Below are 18,139 nucleotides of genomic sequence, written 5' to 3'. Positions count from 1 at the left end.
CCCTTTTTTCGCAAGCCTTCCTATTATAAATAAGGTGGGGGCCGTTCGTCAAGGGGAAATCGAAAATACGCCCTCTCCCCTATGCAGAGGAAAGGGCGTGTATAGCTATCTGTTACAAACTCGAATATCCAAAGCTGTTCACCAGGGCGTCGATCTTTTTGCCCTCCTTGCACCAGGGGCAGCTGTGGGCATCATAGCTCTGGTAGTCGGGCAGGTCGTGGGGGTCAAAGATGCTGGCCACGGGATACCCGGCGCACTCGTCCACCGTGGCAAAGATAGCGGTCACACCGGCAGGCTCGCCGCCGTAATACCGGATGGCCTCCACCGCGCCCTGCACGGTGTAGCCGGTGGTGACAGATGCCGCCAGCACCAGCACGTGCTTATTCTGGATCATGGGGGCGGTGTTTTCGCGGAAGATCAGCTGGCTGCCGGTGGTATGCTCCGGTGTGACGACGTAGATGGTCTGGTGGGCGTTCATATTGCTATAGCCCGCCTTGGTCAGCTCGCTGCCCATGCAGGCGCCGATGACCTCGGTGCCGTCCAGACAGAGGATGGTGTCGATAATGGTGGTGCCGCGGTAGCCGCGTACCAGTTCCTGGGCAGCAGCGCGGGCCTCGGATAAGCGGAACTTCGTGAGGGTGACATCAATATAATAGTTGATGTGGCTGTGGCTGGTGGCATAGTGGCCCTTGCTGACGCGCAGCTGCAGGTTGGGCTTGCCGGTGGGCAGTTTAACAAGATTCATCGCCATAAGAGTTTCCCTCCGTCCGGGTGCGCCTGATGGGCGCTGCCCTGTACTTTTATTGTTCTATTGTACAATTTTTTGAGCACAATTACAATAAACGCATTAGCCAAAATGCGCGCCGCGTTTTTGGGCAGTTTTCTTTACACATCGCCGCAAAAATGCTATAATAAGGGTTACTTTAAAGTGGGGAGGTTTGCGGCATGCCTTATAAGCTGGCAGAGTATCACGGCGACACCTTAGCTGTACCGCAGCTGGTGGTTTCGCACCTGACACAGACGGACGGCGATACCATTCGTGCAGCGCTGTACCTGTTGCAGACCGGTGACACCGACCCCCGCACCATGGCCCGTGCCCTGGGCCTGTCCAGCGTGGAGGCTGCCAAACGTGCCCTGCAATACTGGGCCGGTGCCGGTCTGCTGGTCAACGACCGCGGCGGCGCACCCATCCCGGAGCCGGAGAAGCCCCAGAAGATCGACCTGGCCAACCTGAACGACCCCTACGTGGCCGTGCTGTGCGAGGAAGCCCAGACCGCCTTTGGCAAGGCCCTGAGCCGCAGCGAGATGCAGCGTTTGGTCGGCCTGTACCTGACCGACGGCTGGCAGCCCGACGTGATTTTGCTCTGCTGTGCCGAGGTTGCCCGCCAGGGACGGCGCACCATCGCCGCCGTTGCGCGGGAACTCATCCGCTGGCGGGAGGCCGGCGTGGAGACCGGCGAGGATGCCGAGCGCTACCTGCGCCGCTGCAAGCAGCGCGAGCAGTGGTGTGCCGAAGCCGCAGAGCAGTTTGGCATTGCCGCCGACGCCCTGACCCGCTGGGAGCGCAGCGCCATCGCCCGCTGGCACGAGGAATGGGGCATTGGCCGCGAGATGATCGAAGAAGCGCTGCTGCGGGCAGGCAACAAGACCACCATCCGCTATGTGGACGGCATCCTGCGGGCCTGGCGCGCCCAGGGCATCACGACGGTGTCGGCCGCCCGCGGGCAGGGGCAGCTTTCCGGCAGCAACATCTTGGCTACCCAGCGCCCCGCGCCCCAGCAGCCTGCCGCTGCCAGCGCCCAGCAACCCCTGTCCAGCCGCGACTGGATGGCTATGTTTGACGAGGAGGGCTAACCCATGCGCACCAAAGACGAACTGTTCCGCGCTGCCCAGCGGGAGATCGCAGCCCGGCGGCAGCATGCCGTCATGCAGGCCGAGACCGCCCGCCGCGCCGCCTACGCCGCCAATCCGGCGCTTTCTGCTGCCGATGATGCCAAGATGCGGGCAGGGCTTTCGTTAGCCCGCACCGCCGCTTTGGGCGGCGATATGGACGCCGCCCGTGCAGCCTTAGAGGCCGCCGACAAGGCCGCTGCCGAGGCCGCCCAGGCCGCCGGTTTCAGCGAGGAAGCCTTTGCCCCCAAGTTCCGCTGCCCGCTGTGCCAGGACACCGGCATGCGGGGCGGTGTGCCCTGCATCTGTGTGGCCGACGTGGCCCGCCGCCTGCGCCGGGAGGAGATCAACGCCGCCAGCCCGCTGGGGCTGTGCCAGTTCAGCACCTTTGACGTGAACCGCTACCCGGACACACTGGTGCCGGAGTTTGGCGTGACCGCCCGCGCTTACATGACCAAGCTGCTGGAATTGAGCAAAAACTACGCTGCTAAGTTTAACAGCAAAAGCAAGAACCTGCTGTTTATGGGCCGCAGCGGCCTGGGCAAGACCCACTTGGCGCTGGCCATTGCGGACGCCGTGCTGGAGGGCGGCCATGACGTGCTGTACACCAGTTCCGCCGCGCTGGCTGCCCGGCTGGGCCGCGAGCACTTCGACTACAACAGCGGCGACGAGTGGCTGACCGCCTGCCAGGAAGCCGACCTGCTGATCATGGATGACCTGGGCACCGAGTACATCACCCCGCTGACCATCAGCGTGCTGTATGAGCTGATCAATACCCGCATGCTGACCGAGCGCCCCACCATTTACACCACCAACATCACCGACCAAAGCGTTTTTGCCGCCCGCTACACCGAAAAAGTAGCCAGCCGCATGCTGGGCGGATGCAAGATGTTCATGTTTATGGGGGATGACCAGCGGATGAAGCAGGGATAGTTCTGCAGTATATATCAATACACAAACAAAAGGGACTTTCCGTCATAGAAAGTCCCTTTCATTTTGTTTTATTCCGCCTGGCTATCTCCGCTGTCCGTTTCTTCCTCGGAGCTGGCGGTGGAGGCTACCAGCGTATCATCCCGTTCCCCGGCGATGAACACATTCACGATGGTCTTACCGGCATCAAACTTGGTCCCGGCCACCACGTCGGTCTTGGCCACGCAGCCCTCAGCGAAGGTGCCGTCATTCTCAACGACCTGCATGCGGTACTGGATGCCGCGCTCGTCCAGCTGCTTAATGGCGTTGGCCTGGGTAAAGCCCAGGATGTCGGGCATTTCCACCAGGTTCGGCCCCTTGCTTACCACCAGCCGGATGATCTGGTTTTCCTCGGTCTTCAGCGTGCCCGCCAGCGGGTCCTGGCTGATGACGACGCCCTGAGCGACCTCGGAGGAGTTCTGCTCGGTCATTACGATGCGGTAGCCCGCGTAGAGGTCGCTGTCCTTGATTTCGGTCAGGTAGCGCTTGCCCACCAGGTCGGGGATGGTCTCGATCTCCTCATAGCTGGAGGCCCCCTCCTCGCTGTTCTCGGCAGGCGTGGAGATGGGGGTCGGCTTGTCATCGCTGCGGCTGCCCAGCAGGCTCCAGAACAGCAGCACCGCTAAAATAAAGATAACCACCAGCGACACTGCCATAATTTTGCGGGTGCTGATCTGGTTGTCGCCCCGCTCAAACATGGCGTTGGCCACGTTGGGGTCGGTCAGGGCGCTCATCAGTTCGGGCACCGTCTGCATCCGGCGCGCCGGGTCCAGCCGCAGGGCACAGGCCAACACCTGAGAGAACCAGGTCGGCACGCCCGCCTCGAGGCTGTGGGCGGATTCCAAACTGTCCCGCACTTTGCGCTGGGGCGCGGCAACAGGCGTCTGCCCCGTGACCATCTTATAGCAGACTGCTGCCAGCGCATACACGTCGGTGTAGCGGCCGCTGAACTCGGCAGCCGAGTACTGTTCCGGCGCGGCATAGCCGGGATAGAGCTGGCTTTTCAGCTCACTGCCGCCGGTGCGCAGAGCCAGCGTGCCGTAGCCGGTCAGCCGGGCGGTGCCGTCGATGGGCAGCAAAATGTTATCCGGGCAGATGCCACGATGGATCAGGCCGGATTTGTGCAGCAGCGCCACCCCCTCCATCACCGGCTGCAGCAGGGTGCGGGCCTCGGCGGGGGTCAGTGTGCGGCTGCGCAGGCTGAGATAATGCGTCAGGGTCATGCCCTTTTCGCTTTCCTCCACAGCGTAGACGGTGTTGTTTTCCTCCATCACGTCCAGGATGGTGTTCAGGCCGGTGGCCGGGGTGAGGTTATGCAGATCGTCGTACAGATCCTTAAAGTCCATCCGGCTGGTCTTGAACAGCACTTCTTTCCCCTCTTTGGGCATCAGCGCTCCCTCGGGGCTGCGGCCGTTGCAAAGGGTAACGGGGAAATACTCTTTGATGAGGACGAACTTCTTCTCCTCGTTCAAAATGCCGCGGTAAGCCAGGCCATCACCGTCGGCGCTCAAATAGGTGCCGATGGTGTACCTGCCCGCCAGCTGGGTGCCCAGCGGCAGGGCGCCCTCCGGGTTGCGGTTCTCCAGCGAGCGCCCGCAGTGGGGGCAGTTTCCCTCGTAACGGCCCCGCAGGGGCTGCAGGCAGTGTGGGCAAAGCGGTTCCGACATGGGGTCGCCTCCTTTTCAGCGTAGCTGCATTAAAAAGAAAAGAGAGCAAAGGGTCACTTCACTCTCTTCAGGGTCGTTTTTAGCGGTCGAGGTCTTCCTCGTTCTCCAGGCTGTGCCATGCGTTCTGGACATCGTCATCGTCGTCCAGGGCATCCAGCAGCTTGCCCATCTGCACCAGCTGGTCGGGATCGGTCAGGGTGGTGGTGGTGGAAGGCACCATGGCGACATCAGCGGAAACGAAGGTGTAGCCCTTCTTCTCGAGAGCCTCGCACACGGCGGTGAAGTTCTCGGGGCTGGTGACGACCTCGGCGGCGTCTTCGCCTGCATCGAAGTCGTCAGCACCGGCGTCCAGTGCGTCCATCATCAGCTGGTCGGGGTCCTTGTCCTCCAGGTCGACGACGATGACGCCCTTCTGGGTGAACATGAAGCTGACGCAGCCCATCTGGCCCAGATTGCCGCCGAACTTATCAAAGTAGTGGCGCATATTGGCAGCGGTACGGTTGCGGTTGTCGGTCAGGGTCTCGACCATGACAGCGATGCCGCCGGGGCCGTAGCCCTCGTAGGTCATTGCTTCGTACTCGGTCTTGTCGCCGCCCTCGGCGCGCTTGATGATACGCTGGATGTTATCGTTGGGCACGCTGTTGGCCTTAGCCTTGGCGATCAGAGCCGCCAGCTTGGAGTTGGAAGCGGGGTTGCCGCCGCCTTCCTTAACGGCAACGGCGATCTCGCGGCCGATTTTGGTAAAGACTTTAGCGCGGGCGCCGTCGGTCTTTTCCTTTTTACGCTTGATATTGTTCCATTTGCTATGTCCAGACATGGATACGTTCCCCCTAAGTTTGTATTCACTCGGCGCCCTTGCCGGGCCATCCGATGAGGCAGCGCCGCATGACCCGGCGTTACCGATATTACCAATAAGATATTATAGCACACCCCTGCGTGCTTTTCAAGCCCTTATTGCAGGCTGCGCAGGCCTTTGGGGTAGTGGTTTTTGATGCGCCCACTGCTTGCCTTCCCCCCGCCCAGCGGGAAGCCATCCACCAGCACCGCGCACCAGCCGTTTTGTGCCGTTGCGGCGTTGATTTCCTCGCCTCGCAGCCAGGCGGCTGTGCGGGGGTCGTCCAGCGTCAGTTCCTCGCGGTTCGTGCACCGGGCACCGTAGGCCATAAACAGCGCATGGGCAGGCTGGAACCGCTTTTTCAGCACAGAGCCCGCCAGCACGCCGCCGCGCACGATGCGCAGCTTGGAAAGGTTCAGCAGCTCACTGCCCGGCACCGGCAGCAGCAGCCAATCCCCTGCCGTCGTCAGCGGGCGGTCAGCCAAAAACGGGAAAGTTGTTTTGACAAAATCCAGCCATTCGGGCGGCGTCTTGGCCGGTTTTCCGGGCTTCACGCGCACCGGGACCGGGGCTTCGGCGTCGGGGCTTTTCTTCAGCTTGGCCATAAAGTGCCCCTCTCCTCCATCGGCAGGCCAGATGCGGCGGCAGCGGGTGATGTCGGTGCAGCCGGGGGCACGGTTTTCCTCTCCGGGGCGGCCGAAGCCGCAGGCATTCAGGTCACAGAGGGTAAACTCCGGGTGGCGGGCCAGGAAGGCCGCTATCTGGGCCTCGTCCTCCTGCGGGGCAAAGGTGCAGGTGGAGTAGACCAGCACCCCGCCCGGGGCCAGCATTGCGGCGGCATTTTCCAGAATTTCCGCGCCCAGTGCGGCGCAGTGTTCCACCAGGGCGTTATTATGCTGGGTCGCAGCCACCGGCTCCTTGCGGAACATGCCCTCGCCGGAGCAGGGCGCATCCACCAGCACGCGGTCAAACACGCCGGGTAATGCCTTGGCCAGGTTGGCTGTGTCCTCATTGGTGATGACGGCGTTGGTCACACCCATGCGCTCCAGATTTTGGCGCAGGATCTCGGCACGGGCAGCCACAAACTCGTTGGCCAACAGCAAGCCCTGCCCCTGCAGAGCCTCCGCCAGCTGGCTGGTCTTGCCGCCCGGGGCGGCGCAAAGGTCCGCCACCTTCATGCCGGGGTGTACATCCAGCAGCGCAGCCGGGGCCGAAGCGCTGGGCTCCTGGGCATAGAACACCCCCGCGTGGTGCCAGGGATGGCGGCCGGGCTTAAAGTCCGGCGCGGTGGTAAAGGCCGTGGGGCAGAACGGCGACAGCGCAGCGGCGAAATCCGCATGGGCGGCGAACCACTCCGGCGTGCAGCGCAGACCGTTGACCGTTACCCCGCGGGCAGGCTGCGGCGTGGCGTAGGCGTACAGCTCCGCAAAGCGCGGGCCCAGCAGTGCTTGCTCCCGCGCGGTAAAATCAGCAGGAAATTGCATACGTTTCCCCTTTGCATAAAAAAGCCATGGGCGGGCAAACTACCTTTGCGGCCAGAACCGCAGATCGCTTTTTACTTGCGAACTTCAGAAAGGAGTCAACCACCTATGGCAAAGAATCAGACAAACAATACGACCAACCGCTCTACCCAGAAAACGACCAACCGTACCCAGCAGAAGACCACGAACCGCACCACCAATACCACCGACAGCAAAAACAGCAAGTGAGGCGGGCCGCGCCGTGATGGCGCGGGTACATAAAGTGACTCTGCCGTGTTATAGGCAGGGGGCGATACTTGCATCGCCCCGCAAGACAGCGGCGGCCTAACGGGCCGATGACGAGCATCGGCCCCTACGGAAAGGGTATCCGCTTTATTCCGGCTGGTACCCTTCCCACAGGGCATCGAACAATTCCTGGATGCGGTCGTTGCGGCCCTGCAGGTAAAGCCAGCCCAGCAGGCACTCAAAGCCCGTAGAGGCGCGGTACTCCTGCACGGTGGCGTGCTTGGCCACCGTGGCCTTGCTGGCGTTTTTGCCCCGGCGCAGCACGGCGGCCTCGGCATCGGTCAGCATCGGCTCGATCACCGCCAGCTCCAGATTCTGGGCGTGGGCGCTGACGTAATGGGTGGCTACTGTGTGCAGCCGGTTTGGCTGCAGGCGGGTGGTGCCCACCAGGCGGGCGCGAACCAGCAGTTCCAGCACCGCATCGCCCACAAAGGCCAGCGCCAGCGGGGACATTTCGTGGATGTCCACTTCAGATTTTGTTTCAAACAGCATATTCTATCCGCACTACTTTAGTACAAGTAGTCAAACTCATATTCACCAATCTTGATGGTGTCCTCTTCCTCAACGCCCTGGGCCACCAGCTCGTCCAGGATGCCGGAGTCACCCAGCTGTGTCTGGAAGTACTGCAGGCTCTCGTAGTCCTCGACGTTGGTGCCGGCCAGGATGCGCTCCAGCCAGGGGGCATCCACGGTAAACTCGTGATCGCCGGTGCGGGTCACGGTGAAGGGGCGGGTCGGCATGGCGCTCTTGTCCGGGCGCTTGTACTCGGCCTCGTAAACCTTGACCGGGGGCAGATCCTTCAGGCGGTTGTAGACCAGTGCGGGCAGGTTGTCCACGCCCTGGCGGGTGGCGGCGGAGATGGGCAGGAAGGTCAGACCCTTAGCCTCGATATAGTTCTTGAACTCCTCCACCTGTTCCGGGGTGGCAATGTCGCACTTGTTGCCCAGCACGATCTGCGGGCGGTCGGCCAGCTCGGCGCTGAAACCGGCCAGTTCGTGGTTGATCTGCTCAAAGTCCGCCTTGGGGTCGCGGCCCTCGCAGCCGGAAACATCCACCACGTGCAGCAGCAGACGGCAGCGCTCAACATGGCGCAGGAAGTCGTGGCCCAGGCCAACGCCCTCGGCAGCGCCCTCGATCAGGCCGGGAATATCGGCGCAGACAAAGCTCTGCTCCGGGCCGACGCGCACCACGCCCAGCACTGGGGTCAGGGTGGTGAAATGATAGTTGGCGATCTTGGGACGGGCGGCCGAGATGATGCTGATGAGGGTGGACTTGCCTACATTGGGGAAGCCGATCAGGCCCACATCCGCGATGACCTTCAGCTCCAGCTGCAGGTGCATATCCTCGCCGGGCAGGCCGGGCTTGGCAAACTTGGGGATCTGGCGGGTGGGGGTGGCAAAATGGCTATTGCCCCAGCCGCCGCGGCCGCCGCGGGCGACCACCACCGGCTCGGAACCGGAAAGGTCAGCCACGACCAGGCCGGTCTCGGCTTCTTTCAGCACAGTGCCGCGAGGCACGCGGATGACCAGGTCATCGGCGTCGGCGCCGCTCTGGCGCTTGGCGCGGCCGTTTTCGCCGTCGGCTGCGGTGTACTTACGCTTGTAGCGGAAGTCCATCAGGGTGGAGAGGTTGTCGTCGGCGACAAAAATGATGTCACCGCCGCGACCGCCGTCGCCGCCGTCCGGGCCGCCAGCCGCCACGAATTTTTCGCGGTGGAAGGTCACCGCGCCGTCGCCGCCCTTGCCGGCATGCAGCCAGATGGTCGCGGTATCAATAAAATTACTGGTTGCCATGTGTTACCTCGTTAAAAAATAGCCCGTTACAAAAAACGAGCGAGCCGAAATGGCCCGCCCGAACGGTTCTTTTACTGCTTGACCGTGCAGCGCTTGCGGTCACGGCCAACGCGCTCGAAGTGAACGCGACCATCGACCAGAGCGAACAGGGTGTCATCGCTGCCGATGCCGACGCCCTCACCCGGATGGATGTGGGTGCCGCGCTGACGGACCAGGATGTTGCCGGCCAGAACGAACTGACCGTCGCCGCGCTTGACGCCGAGGCGCTTGGACTCGGAATCACGACCGTTCTTGGTAGAACCTACGCCTTTCTTATGTGCCATTGTGATTTACCTCCTTAGCCGTTGATCGCGGTGATTTCCACCTTGGTGTAGGGCTGACGATGACCCTTGCGGACCATGCTGCCCTTCTTGGGACGATAGGTCAGGATGTTGAGCTTCTTGCCCTTGCCGTTCTTGACGACCTTGGCCACAACGGTAGCGCCCTCAACAACGGGAGCGCCGACCTTGACAGAGCCCTCCTCGCCAACGGCGAGAACCTGATCGAAGGTGACTTCGGTATCAGCCTCAGCGTTCAGCTTCTCGACGTAAACGACGTCGCCGACCTTAACGCTGTACTGCTTGCCACCGGTTTTGATAACTGCGTACATGTGGATAACCTCTTTCAATAAGTCTCGCTGGACAGTAGGGCGTTGCACCTATAAAAGCACACACTTGTAGAGCCCATACCAAGCGGCTCTAGTATAATACCATAGCCTTGCTGGCTTGTCAAGGCTTTTTGGGCGATTTTACAGCAAATTCTTCGAAATCAAAGGGTCTTGCCGCTCTGGCGGGCGGCGGCTTCCACGGTGTTCAGCATCAGCATGGCGCGGGTCATGGGGCCAACGCCGCCGGGCACCGGGGTGATGTAACCGGCCTTCTCGCCGGCCTCGGCAAAATTGACGTCGCCGTGCAGCTTGCCGTCAGCGCCGCGGTTGATGCCCACGTCGATGACAACAGCGCCGGGCTTGACCATATCGCCGGTGACAAAGCCCTCGCGGCCCACGGCGGCCACCAAAATATCGGCGGCGGCGCAGACCTCTTTCAGGTTCTTGGTCTTGGAGTGGCAGATGGTGACGGTGGCGTTCTTGGCCAGCAGCAGCAGCGCGGCGGGCTTGCCCACGATGTTGGAGCGGCCGATGACCACGGCATTTTTACCGGCGATCTCGGTGCCGGTGGTCTCGATCATGCGGATGCAGCCTGCCGGGGTGCAGGGCAGATAGCAGGGCTCGCCGATCTGCATGCGGCCCACGTTGATGGGCGAGAAACCGTCCACATCCTTCTCCGGCGGTATGGCGTCGATGACGGCCTTCTCGTCGATCTGCTCCGGCAGGGGCAGCTGGACCAGGATACCGTGTACGGCGGGGTCGTCGGCCAGCTTCTTCACCTCGGCCAGCAGGGTCTCCTGCGTGGTATCGGCGGGCAGATTGATGCTGCGGCTCTCGATGCCGCACTGGGCACAATCGTTGATCTTACCGCGCACATACACCTGGCTGGCGGGGTTTTCGCCCACCAGAATGACCGCCAGGCAGGGGTTGACGCCCTGGGCTTTCAGTGAGGTGACCTTCTCGGCGGCCTCAGCCTTGGTGGCAGCGGCCAATGCCTTACCGTCAATAATACTTGCTCCCATGATAGTTCCCTCTTTCAAATGTATTTTTTTGTCCTTGCGGGCAAAACGGTGTCGGGTCTTACACCATGCAGTATCTATCGCCATACTGCGGGGCGGCGGTGTTACTTTTCTTCCGGGGCAGTTTTTTCCGCCCGGGTCTCAGCGGCGGGTTCTGCTTCCGGGTCTGCCGGGGCTTCTTCGGCCGGTTCGGTTTTCCGCTGTTCTTCCGGCTCTGCCGGAGCTTCGGCTTCAACCGCTGCATTTTCTGTAGGCTTCGGTGCTTCGGTCGTTTCCGGCGCCGGTTCTTCCAATTCCTCGATTTCCGGGGCGTCCAGATCCAGGTCCTTTAAGCGGCGGTTCATCTCATCGGTGGCTTTTACAAAGTCGGCGTGGGGGGCATTCGCAGGCAGGGTGTCCGGGGTAAAGCGGTTCCCTGCTTCGGCCTGCTTCTTGATGTCACTGACCGCCAGCGTGACTTGCAGCTGTTTGCCTTTGGCGTTGCGCAGGCCGATGATAAGCAGCATGGCGGCTGCAATGACAGAGCCGATGGCCACCAGCTGGCTGGCGCGCAGGCCGGTATTGCCAACGAGCAGCGAGTCGGTGCGCAGACCTTCGATCCAGCTGCGGCCCAGGCCGTACCAGATGATATAGGACAGGAAGATCTGCCCGTTGAACTTGCGGCGCTTGACAAGGCTTGCCAGGATGACAAAGCCTGCCAGGCACCAGATGCTTTCATACAGGAAAGTCGGATGCACCGGAGCGGTGGGGTCGACAGCCATACCGGCGGGCAGTGTGACCTGCACCGACTTCAAGTAGGCTTCCGTTCCCTCGCTGTACATGCCCCAGGGCAGCGTAGTGTTCGTGCCGAAGGCCTCCTGGTTGACGAAGTTGCCCCAGCGGCCAATGCCCTGGCCGATGAGGAAGCCCAGCGAGACCAGGTCGAACAGCGGCAGCAGCGGGATCTTGCGCCACTTGGCGGCCAGCCCGCCGAACACGAACGCGCCGATGACCGCGCCGTAGATGGCAATGCCGCCTAAGCGGATGTCGATCATCTCCCAGATGCTATTATACTTAAACGGTGCCATGGCCACGTAGTAGATACGGGCGCAGACGATGGCCATAACGGTGCCGATGGCGATAACATCCACCAGACGGTCCGAGTCGATGCCGAAATCTACGGCATTGCGGAAGGCATACAGCAGAGCCAGCATCATGCCGGCGGCGATGATGACGCCGTACCAGTAGATGTTGAACCCGCCGATGGACAGGGCCACGCGGTTGATGGTCAGGGCCAGCCCCAGGCCGGGGAATTGAACATGATAAGTCATTTTGTATATCTCCTTATAGGAGTGTTTTTATTCAGCCGGGTCGATCTGCACGTAGGCGCGGTTTTCCTCCCGCAGGGCGGTGCGCAGCAGCTCGTTGGCATCGTCCACGGTCAGGGCGGCCAGCGCGGCGATCTCATCCGCCAGCGTGCGGCCCTTCAGGTAGGCGGCGGCAGCTTCCTCGGCGGCATCGTCGATGGCCTCCACATCACCCAGCAGGCCGCCGTACACCTGGTTTTTCACCAGTGTAAAGACCTCGGGTTCGATGCCCTCGGTACGCAGGCGCTCGATCTCGGCCTGCAACAGGTCCACGACATCCCGCGGGGTGTCGCTCTCGCCGGTAAAGGCCACGGCACAGGCACCGCGCACCGCGATAAAGTCACCGGAGAACTCCGGGTTGACCATAGCGTTATCGTACAGTTTGCGGTAGAGCTTGGTCAGCCCGCCAACGACCAGGTCGGACAGCATATCCAGCAGCAATTCCCGCTTGAGGTCGCCGGGCACGAGGGGTTCCTCTTTATAGGCCACGCCGAAGCAGGGCTTGGTGACCGGCATGGTGAAGTGGACCTCCTTGTGGGCCAGCGGGCCGTTATCCGCCGGGATGTCCCACTCTACCTCATGGGCAGCGCGGGCGCGGTACAGGCCGTTGCGCTTGCAAGCTTCGACTGCCTGCTCCAGCGTAATTTTGCCCGCCACGGACAGCACCATATTGGATGGCGCGTAGAACCCCTTGGTGCAGTTGTAGAGCATCTGCGGGGTCAGGCCGGCAATGCTTTCCACCGTGCCGGCAATGTCGTCCCGCAGGGGGTGGTCATCGTACAGGCAACGGAACAACGCGTTGAGCAGCCGCCAATCGGGGCTGTCATCGTACATCTTGATCTCCTGCCCGATGATGCCCTGCTCTTTGGCGATGGTGGCCTTGGTGAACCAGGGCTTGCCCACCATACCTAACAGAATGTCGAGGTTTTCGTCGATCTTCTGGGTAGCCGAGAACAGGTAGCAGGTGCGATCGTAGCTGGTAAAGGCATTGGCCGAAGCACCGGTCTTGGCGTAGAAGCTGAAGGAGTCGCCCTTGGGGGTCTCACACATTTTGTGCTCCAAGAAATGAGCCGTACCGGCAGGCAGTACAACTTCTTTACCGTCCAGCGTAAAGCTGCGGTGGATGGAGCCAAAGGACGTGGCATAAATGGCATGCACACTGCTGTACCCCGGCATGGTGCGGCACAGCACGGTCAGGCCGCTGGGCAGCGTGGTACTCTGGCAGCCAACGGCGGCAGCGGCGCGGGCCTGTACCGCAGACAGATTTGCAAAATCAGACATCTTCGGCACCTCCCTTGCCCGCCGTACCGGGCTTTGCGGTCACATCATAACAGACCGAGTAGCTGTAGCTTTGCAGCGCCTGGCGCACCTCATCCAGGGTGACGGCGCCGGTCAGCACCTTGCCGTACTCCGGCGGATAGAGCGGTTCGCCGCGGGTGATCTGGCCATAGTACCAGCCTTCCAGCGCAGCCAGGCTGTCGCTCAGCGCGTCCATGCTGGAAAGCAGGCCGCGGCGGCAGTCGTCCATTTCCTCCTGGGTGATGGGGCCGTTTTTCAGGCCCTCCAATTCCGCCAGGATGGCGGCCTCTGCCTGCTGCTCCTTGCCCGGCTCAACGCCGGAATCGATCATCATCACGCCGGTGGAGCGCTGGGCAGCGGAACCGCAGTAGTAGCAAAGGGACTGCTTTTCGCGCACGTTGCGGAACAGGCGGCTGGTGGCGGAACCGCCCAGCACACTCATGGCCACGCGCAGGATACTGACGCTGGGCGGGTCGGACTCGCCGCCGGTGGTGAACAGCATGCACAGCTTGGCCTGGGTCAGGCCGGGGACTTCTTCTTTAAAATGGCGCAGCGGGGTGCGGGGCATGGCCATAGGCAGCGCAAAGGGCTGCGGGTCGCGGCGGATGCTCTCCAGCTTGCGCAGCAGCAGGTCGGCCACGCGGGCTTCGTCCACGCCCTGCACCATCACATCGATGGACGCAGTGGAGAGGATGCGGTCATACTCGGCTTTCAGGCTGGCGGGGGTGACGTTGACCAACTCACCGGGGTAACCGCCCAGCTCGATGCCCGCCGGGGAATCACCGAAGAATTTGCGGCGGGCCTGGCGCACGCAGTAGAGGCGCTTGGAGTTGAACTCTGCTTCCAGGCGGCGGGCCTGGGTCTCGGTCTCAATGCGCACGGCCTCGGGGTCGAAGATGCCGTCTACGAGGTAGGGGTCAAAGATGGTGCCGAACACAATGTCGGCGTAGGCGTCGGTAAGGTTCTCGCCCGCCAGTGCGTAGGTGTCCTTGATGCCGCAGATGTCGGCGGACAGCACGCGGTCCGGCCCGGCACTGGAAAGATCCACGCCCAGGTCAGCGCCGTACAGTTCGGCCAAGCGGCGGGACAGGGCGGTCATATCGGGGCAGGCCGCATAGCCGCGCTCCAGCACCAGGGCCAGCACAGCGGCATCGGTGGCAGTCTCACGCTTCGCAGGGAAGCGCAGATGGATCGTGATGCGGCAGCGATTGAATTTAGCGGCGCTCATCGAAGTGATGAACACGCCGGGAGCAAGTTGTTTACGTTCCAAGTCCTTATTCCTTTCAAACAGCAAATAGATATTTGTATTATACCGCTTCAATGGGTAAAAGTAAATAAAAAACTTGCAGTTGGGCATGTGGAACGGTTATAATATAGGTATTCTGCTATCAGGAGGAACCATATGGAACGTTTTGCCGTTAAGGGCATTTTTGTAGATACCCCCACCCCGGATACCCTGCGGGTGCGGGATGGCTATATGCTGTGTGAGGATGGCCGCTGCGGAGCATTTTGTGAAGCAGCCCCAGCCGGTGTGCCGGTCTACGACCACAGTGGACAGATCATCACGCCGGGCTTTGTGGACCTGCACCTGCATGCGCCGCAGTACAGCTACTGCGGCACCGCCATGGATCTGGAACTGCTGGACTGGCTGCAGCAGTACACCTACCCCGAGGAATCCCACTACGCCGATGCCGACTATGCCCGCGCGGGCTACGGCTACTTTGTGCGGGACCTTACGCATAGCGCCACCACCCGCGCCTGCATCTTTGGCACGCTGCACACCGATGCCACGCTGGAACTGATGCACCAGCTGAAAGCCGCCGGGCTTTCGGCCTTTGTGGGCAAGCTGGGCATGGACCGCAACAGCCCGGACTTTTACCGGGAGCCCTCTCCTGCCGCCGGCCTGGCTGAGACCCGCCGCTGGCTGGACACCTGTGCCGACGAGCATATGCTGCACGACGGCCCGGTGCGCCCGATGATCACCCCGCGCTTTACCCCCAGTGCCAGCGACGAGTACATGAAGGGTCTGGGCGAGCTGGCCGCCGAGTATAAAGTACCTGCCCAGAGCCACCTCTCCGAGAACCCCAGCGAGATCGAATGGGTGGCCGCGCTGTGCCCCGGCACGAAATATTACGGCGAGAGTTACAGCCGCTACGGCCTGTTTGGCGGCGATGTGCCCACTGTGATGGCCCACTGCATCTACAGCGGCGAGGAAGAATGTGCCGCCATGAAAGCCAACCGCGTGATGATCGCCCACTGCCCCACCAGCAACGAGAACGTGATTGCCGGCATTGCCCCGGCGGCCAAGTATCTGCGGGGCGGCTGGCGCATCGGCCTGGGCAGCGATGTGGCAGGCGGCCACACGCTGGACCTGTTTGCCGTGATGGCTGCGGCTGTGCAGGTAAGCAAGCTGCGCTGGCGCTATGTGGACCAGAGCGAGGCCCCGCTGACGATGACCGAAGCGCTGTACCTGGCCACCGTGGGCGGCGGTGAATTCTGGCAGGACTTTGGCGAGCAGGTCGGCCTGTTTGAGCCGGGCTATGCCTTTGATGCACTGGTGCTGGATGACAGCCATCTTCGCAGCCTGCGCAGTTTTACCCCTGCGGAACGGCTGGAGCGGTATGCCTACCTGGGCAAGGGTGCGTTAAGTGCCAAGTTTGCTCAGGGCAAAAAGTTATTTTAATCTATACTAAAAGCCCCCATGCACCGCACTGTGCATGGGGGCTTACCCTATCCCTCTATATTTACATGCAGAAAAAGCTTAGTTGATAAAAGCATCGTGGATGGCGGCGACGGCCTTGTCGGCGTCCTCCTCATCAATGATGACGCTGATCTTGATCTCACTGGTAGAGATCATCTTAATGTTGATGTTCTGGTTGAACAGTGCCTCGAACATGGTGGAAGCCACGCCGGAGTGGCTCTGCATGCCAGCACCCACGATGGAGACCTTGGCGCAGCCCTTATCGACGGTGATGTCGCCGCCGCCAATGCGGCTGGTAGCGTTCTTCAGGGCAGAGACAGCGCTCTCGGCATCGCCCAGGGGCACGGTGAAGCTCATGTCCTTGCGGCCGTCGCGGCCGGTGGTCTGCAGGATGATGTCAACGTTGATGTTCTTCTGGGCCAGCAGGCTGAAGATCTTGAAGGACATACCCGGCACATCGGGAACATCCTTGACGGTCAGAACGGCGACGTCGGTGTCCTTCGCCACGCCTTTAATGAGCATACCTTCCACTTTGGTTTCCTCCTTAACAACGGTGCCGGGCACCGGGTTGATGCTGGAGATGACCTCCAGCTCTACATTGTACTTTTTGGCCAACTCGACGCTGCGGTTGTTCAGCACCTGGGCACCCAGGGAGGCCAGCTCGAGCATTTCGTCAAAGGTGATCTCTTTCAGCTTGGTGGCCTTGGGGATCTTGCGCGGATCGGCGGTGAAAACACCCTCGACGTCGGTAAAGATCTGGCAGCGGTCTGCATGCAGGGCAGCGGCCAGTGCCACAGCAGAGGTATCACTGCCGCCGCGGCCCAGGGTGGTGATGTCGTCAGAGCGGTTCAGGCCCTGGAACCCCGCCACAACGACCACGCGGTTGCGGGCCAGTTCGCTTTCGACACGCTCTGTGTCCAGGCGCTTGATACGGGCCTTGGAGTAGGCGCGGTCGGTGTTGAAGCCGGCCTGCCAGCCCGTCAGGCTGATAGCGGAAACGCCCAGCTCCTGCAAAGCCATCGTCAGCAGCGAGATGGAGATCTCCTCGCCAGCCGCCAGCAGCATATCCATCTCACGATGGGACGGGTCCGAGGTGATCTCGGCCGCTTTGGCGATGAGGTCATCGGTGGTATCGCCTTGGGCGGAGACCACCACGACAACATCGTTGCCGGCGTTGCGCGTATTCATGACGATGCGCGCCACGTTGAAGATGCGGTCACGGTCTTTTACCGATGAACCGCCGAATTTTTGCACGATCAATCCCATAGGATTCCTGTTCCTCCTCTATAGCAGCGTCAGCTTACCACTGCGCCGACGTTATCGGCCAGCAGCCGATGAACCGTAAAGTGATGCAGCGGGCCATCCGCCGCCAGTGCCGCCTCGGCACGGTCAAAGAACTCTGTATCATCTTTATGCACAACGGCCATGATGGTAGGCCCGGCGCCCGAAATATAGACAGCCAGTGCGCCCAGATCCTGGGCCAACTCAAACACCTCATCGCCGCCGGTGATGAGCGGCAGGCGGTACTGCTGGTGCAGCACATCCTTGGTAGCCACGTCCAGCAGCGCATAGTTGCCATCGCAGAAAGCGGCGGTGGCCAGCGCAGCGCGGGACAGGTTGTAGACCGCGTCCTTATGGCTGACCATGGCGGGCAGGGCAGCGCGGGCCTTGGACGTCAGCAGGCGGAAGTCCGGCACGAAGGCAGCAAAAGCCAGCTCGGTGTCGATTTCTTTTTTCACGCTGTAGACCTGGCCTTCATCGATCACACTGGTGACGAAGCCGCCCAGCATGGCCGGGGCCACGTTGTCGGGATGGCCTTCAATCGAGGTAGCCAGCGTCAACATTTGACGGCGGGTCAGCTTGTTGCCCAGCAGGGCGTTGGCACCCAGGATGCCGGCCACGATGCAGGCGGAGCTGGAGCCCAGTCCACGGGCCATCGGGATGGTGTTCTTCTGGGTGATGCGCAGCCCCTTCACCGGGATACCCAGCTGGTCGTACACCACACGGGCCGAGCGGTACACCAGGTTGTTGGAGCCGGTCGGGATGTGGGTGCCATCCACCGAAGTGATCTGGATGCGGTCGGCTTCCTCAAAAGTAAAAACGTTGTACATCGAAACTGCAAGGCCCAGCGAGTCAAAGCCTGCGCCCACATTGGCGCTGGTGGCCGGGACGGTAACAGTGATCATTTTCTGCTCTCCCCTTTTCCGC

General features: G+C 61.7%; 17 protein-coding genes. 3 read left to right on the top strand and 14 right to left on the bottom strand.

What is annotated here, in order from left to right:
* Window positions 1-112: 112 nt before the first annotated feature.
* On the bottom strand, window positions 113-751 hold the full coding sequence (locus tag OGM81_10435; GenBank protein ID UYJ42752.1) for an orotate phosphoribosyltransferase: 639 nt from the start codon (window positions 749-751) through the stop codon (window positions 113-115).
* A gap of 194 nt (window positions 752-945) precedes the next feature.
* On the opposite strand from OGM81_10435, the gene OGM81_10430 reads away from it, so the two are divergent.
* The gene (locus OGM81_10430; GenBank protein ID UYJ42751.1) at window positions 946-1,854 is read left to right on the top strand and encodes a DnaD domain protein; all 909 of its coding nucleotides are present in this window, start codon (window positions 946-948) and stop codon (window positions 1,852-1,854) included.
* Window positions 1,855-1,857: 3 nt separating this feature from the next.
* Window positions 1,858-2,823: an ATP-binding protein gene (locus tag OGM81_10425; protein ID UYJ42750.1), complete on the top strand. Its 966-nt coding sequence runs from the start codon at window positions 1,858-1,860 to the stop codon at window positions 2,821-2,823.
* 68 nt (window positions 2,824-2,891) lie between these two features.
* Here the strand turns inward: OGM81_10425 and OGM81_10420 are convergent, their stop codons facing one another.
* The 11 genes from OGM81_10420 to OGM81_10370 all read right to left on the bottom strand — a co-directional run bounded on the left by OGM81_10420 (window position 2,892) and on the right by OGM81_10370 (window position 14,500).
* The gene (locus tag OGM81_10420) at window positions 2,892-4,526 is read right to left on the bottom strand and encodes a PASTA domain-containing protein (protein UYJ42749.1); all 1,635 of its coding nucleotides are present in this window, start codon (window positions 4,524-4,526) and stop codon (window positions 2,892-2,894) included.
* A 79-nt stretch (window positions 4,527-4,605) separates the two neighbouring features.
* Entirely contained in the window at window positions 4,606-5,343 is a 738-nt protein-coding gene (locus OGM81_10415) for a YebC/PmpR family DNA-binding transcriptional regulator (protein ID UYJ42748.1), read from the bottom strand.
* Between the two features lie 134 nt (window positions 5,344-5,477).
* The gene (locus OGM81_10410) at window positions 5,478-6,845 is read right to left on the bottom strand and encodes an RsmF rRNA methyltransferase first C-terminal domain-containing protein (protein ID UYJ42747.1); all 1,368 of its coding nucleotides are present in this window, start codon (window positions 6,843-6,845) and stop codon (window positions 5,478-5,480) included.
* Between the two features lie 369 nt (window positions 6,846-7,214).
* Entirely contained in the window at window positions 7,215-7,619 is a 405-nt protein-coding gene (locus OGM81_10405; protein ID UYJ42746.1) for a cysteine--tRNA ligase, read from the bottom strand.
* 17 nt (window positions 7,620-7,636) lie between these two features.
* Window positions 7,637-8,920 carry a GTPase ObgE gene (obgE, locus tag OGM81_10400; GenBank protein UYJ42745.1) on the bottom strand — a complete coding sequence of 428 codons (1,284 nt, stop codon included), beginning with the start codon at window positions 8,918-8,920 and terminating at the stop codon, window positions 7,637-7,639.
* A gap of 71 nt (window positions 8,921-8,991) precedes the next feature.
* Complete coding sequence (rpmA, locus tag OGM81_10395; GenBank protein UYJ42744.1) at window positions 8,992-9,243, bottom strand: 50S ribosomal protein L27; 252 nt, start codon at window positions 9,241-9,243, stop codon at window positions 8,992-8,994.
* Between the two features lie 14 nt (window positions 9,244-9,257).
* Window positions 9,258-9,569, bottom strand: a complete 312-nt coding sequence (gene rplU, locus OGM81_10390; GenBank protein ID UYJ42743.1) for a 50S ribosomal protein L21 — start codon at window positions 9,567-9,569, stop codon at window positions 9,258-9,260.
* Between the two features lie 158 nt (window positions 9,570-9,727).
* Window positions 9,728-10,588, bottom strand: coding sequence for a bifunctional methylenetetrahydrofolate dehydrogenase/methenyltetrahydrofolate cyclohydrolase FolD (gene folD / locus OGM81_10385; protein UYJ42742.1), 861 nt, complete (start codon window positions 10,586-10,588; stop codon window positions 9,728-9,730).
* Between the two features lie 101 nt (window positions 10,589-10,689).
* Entirely contained in the window at window positions 10,690-11,895 is a 1,206-nt protein-coding gene (gene lgt, locus OGM81_10380) for a prolipoprotein diacylglyceryl transferase (GenBank protein UYJ42741.1), read from the bottom strand.
* Between the two features lie 27 nt (window positions 11,896-11,922).
* A complete protein-coding gene (locus OGM81_10375) occupies window positions 11,923-13,212 on the bottom strand; it encodes an insulinase family protein (GenBank protein UYJ42740.1) in 1,290 nt (429 codons plus the stop codon).
* Window positions 13,205-14,500, bottom strand: coding sequence for an insulinase family protein (locus tag OGM81_10370; protein ID UYJ42739.1), 1,296 nt, complete (start codon window positions 14,498-14,500; stop codon window positions 13,205-13,207). Before OGM81_10370 ends, OGM81_10375 begins: the two co-directional genes overlap by 8 nt.
* A 132-nt stretch (window positions 14,501-14,632) precedes the next feature.
* Between OGM81_10370 and OGM81_10365 the strand changes: the two genes are divergently transcribed.
* The gene (locus tag OGM81_10365; GenBank protein UYJ42738.1) at window positions 14,633-15,913 is read left to right on the top strand and encodes an amidohydrolase family protein; all 1,281 of its coding nucleotides are present in this window, start codon (window positions 14,633-14,635) and stop codon (window positions 15,911-15,913) included.
* Between the two features lie 78 nt (window positions 15,914-15,991).
* Here the strand turns inward: OGM81_10365 and OGM81_10360 are convergent, their stop codons facing one another.
* Together OGM81_10360 and thrB are read right to left on the bottom strand one after the other, a co-directional pair.
* Window positions 15,992-17,197, bottom strand: coding sequence for an aspartate kinase (locus tag OGM81_10360; GenBank protein ID UYJ42737.1), 1,206 nt, complete (start codon window positions 17,195-17,197; stop codon window positions 15,992-15,994).
* Window positions 17,198-17,226: 29 nt separating this feature from the next.
* Window positions 17,227-18,117: a homoserine kinase gene (gene thrB, locus OGM81_10355; protein UYJ42736.1), complete on the bottom strand. Its 891-nt coding sequence runs from the start codon at window positions 18,115-18,117 to the stop codon at window positions 17,227-17,229.
* Between the last annotated feature and the right edge of the window lie 22 nt (window positions 18,118-18,139).

It is taken from the genome of Oscillospiraceae bacterium, from assembly GCA_025758045.1.
In the GTDB taxonomy this organism is placed as follows: domain Bacteria; phylum Bacillota; class Clostridia; order Oscillospirales; family Ruminococcaceae; genus Gemmiger.
This window is presented reverse-complemented; position numbering and strand designations above follow the sequence as displayed.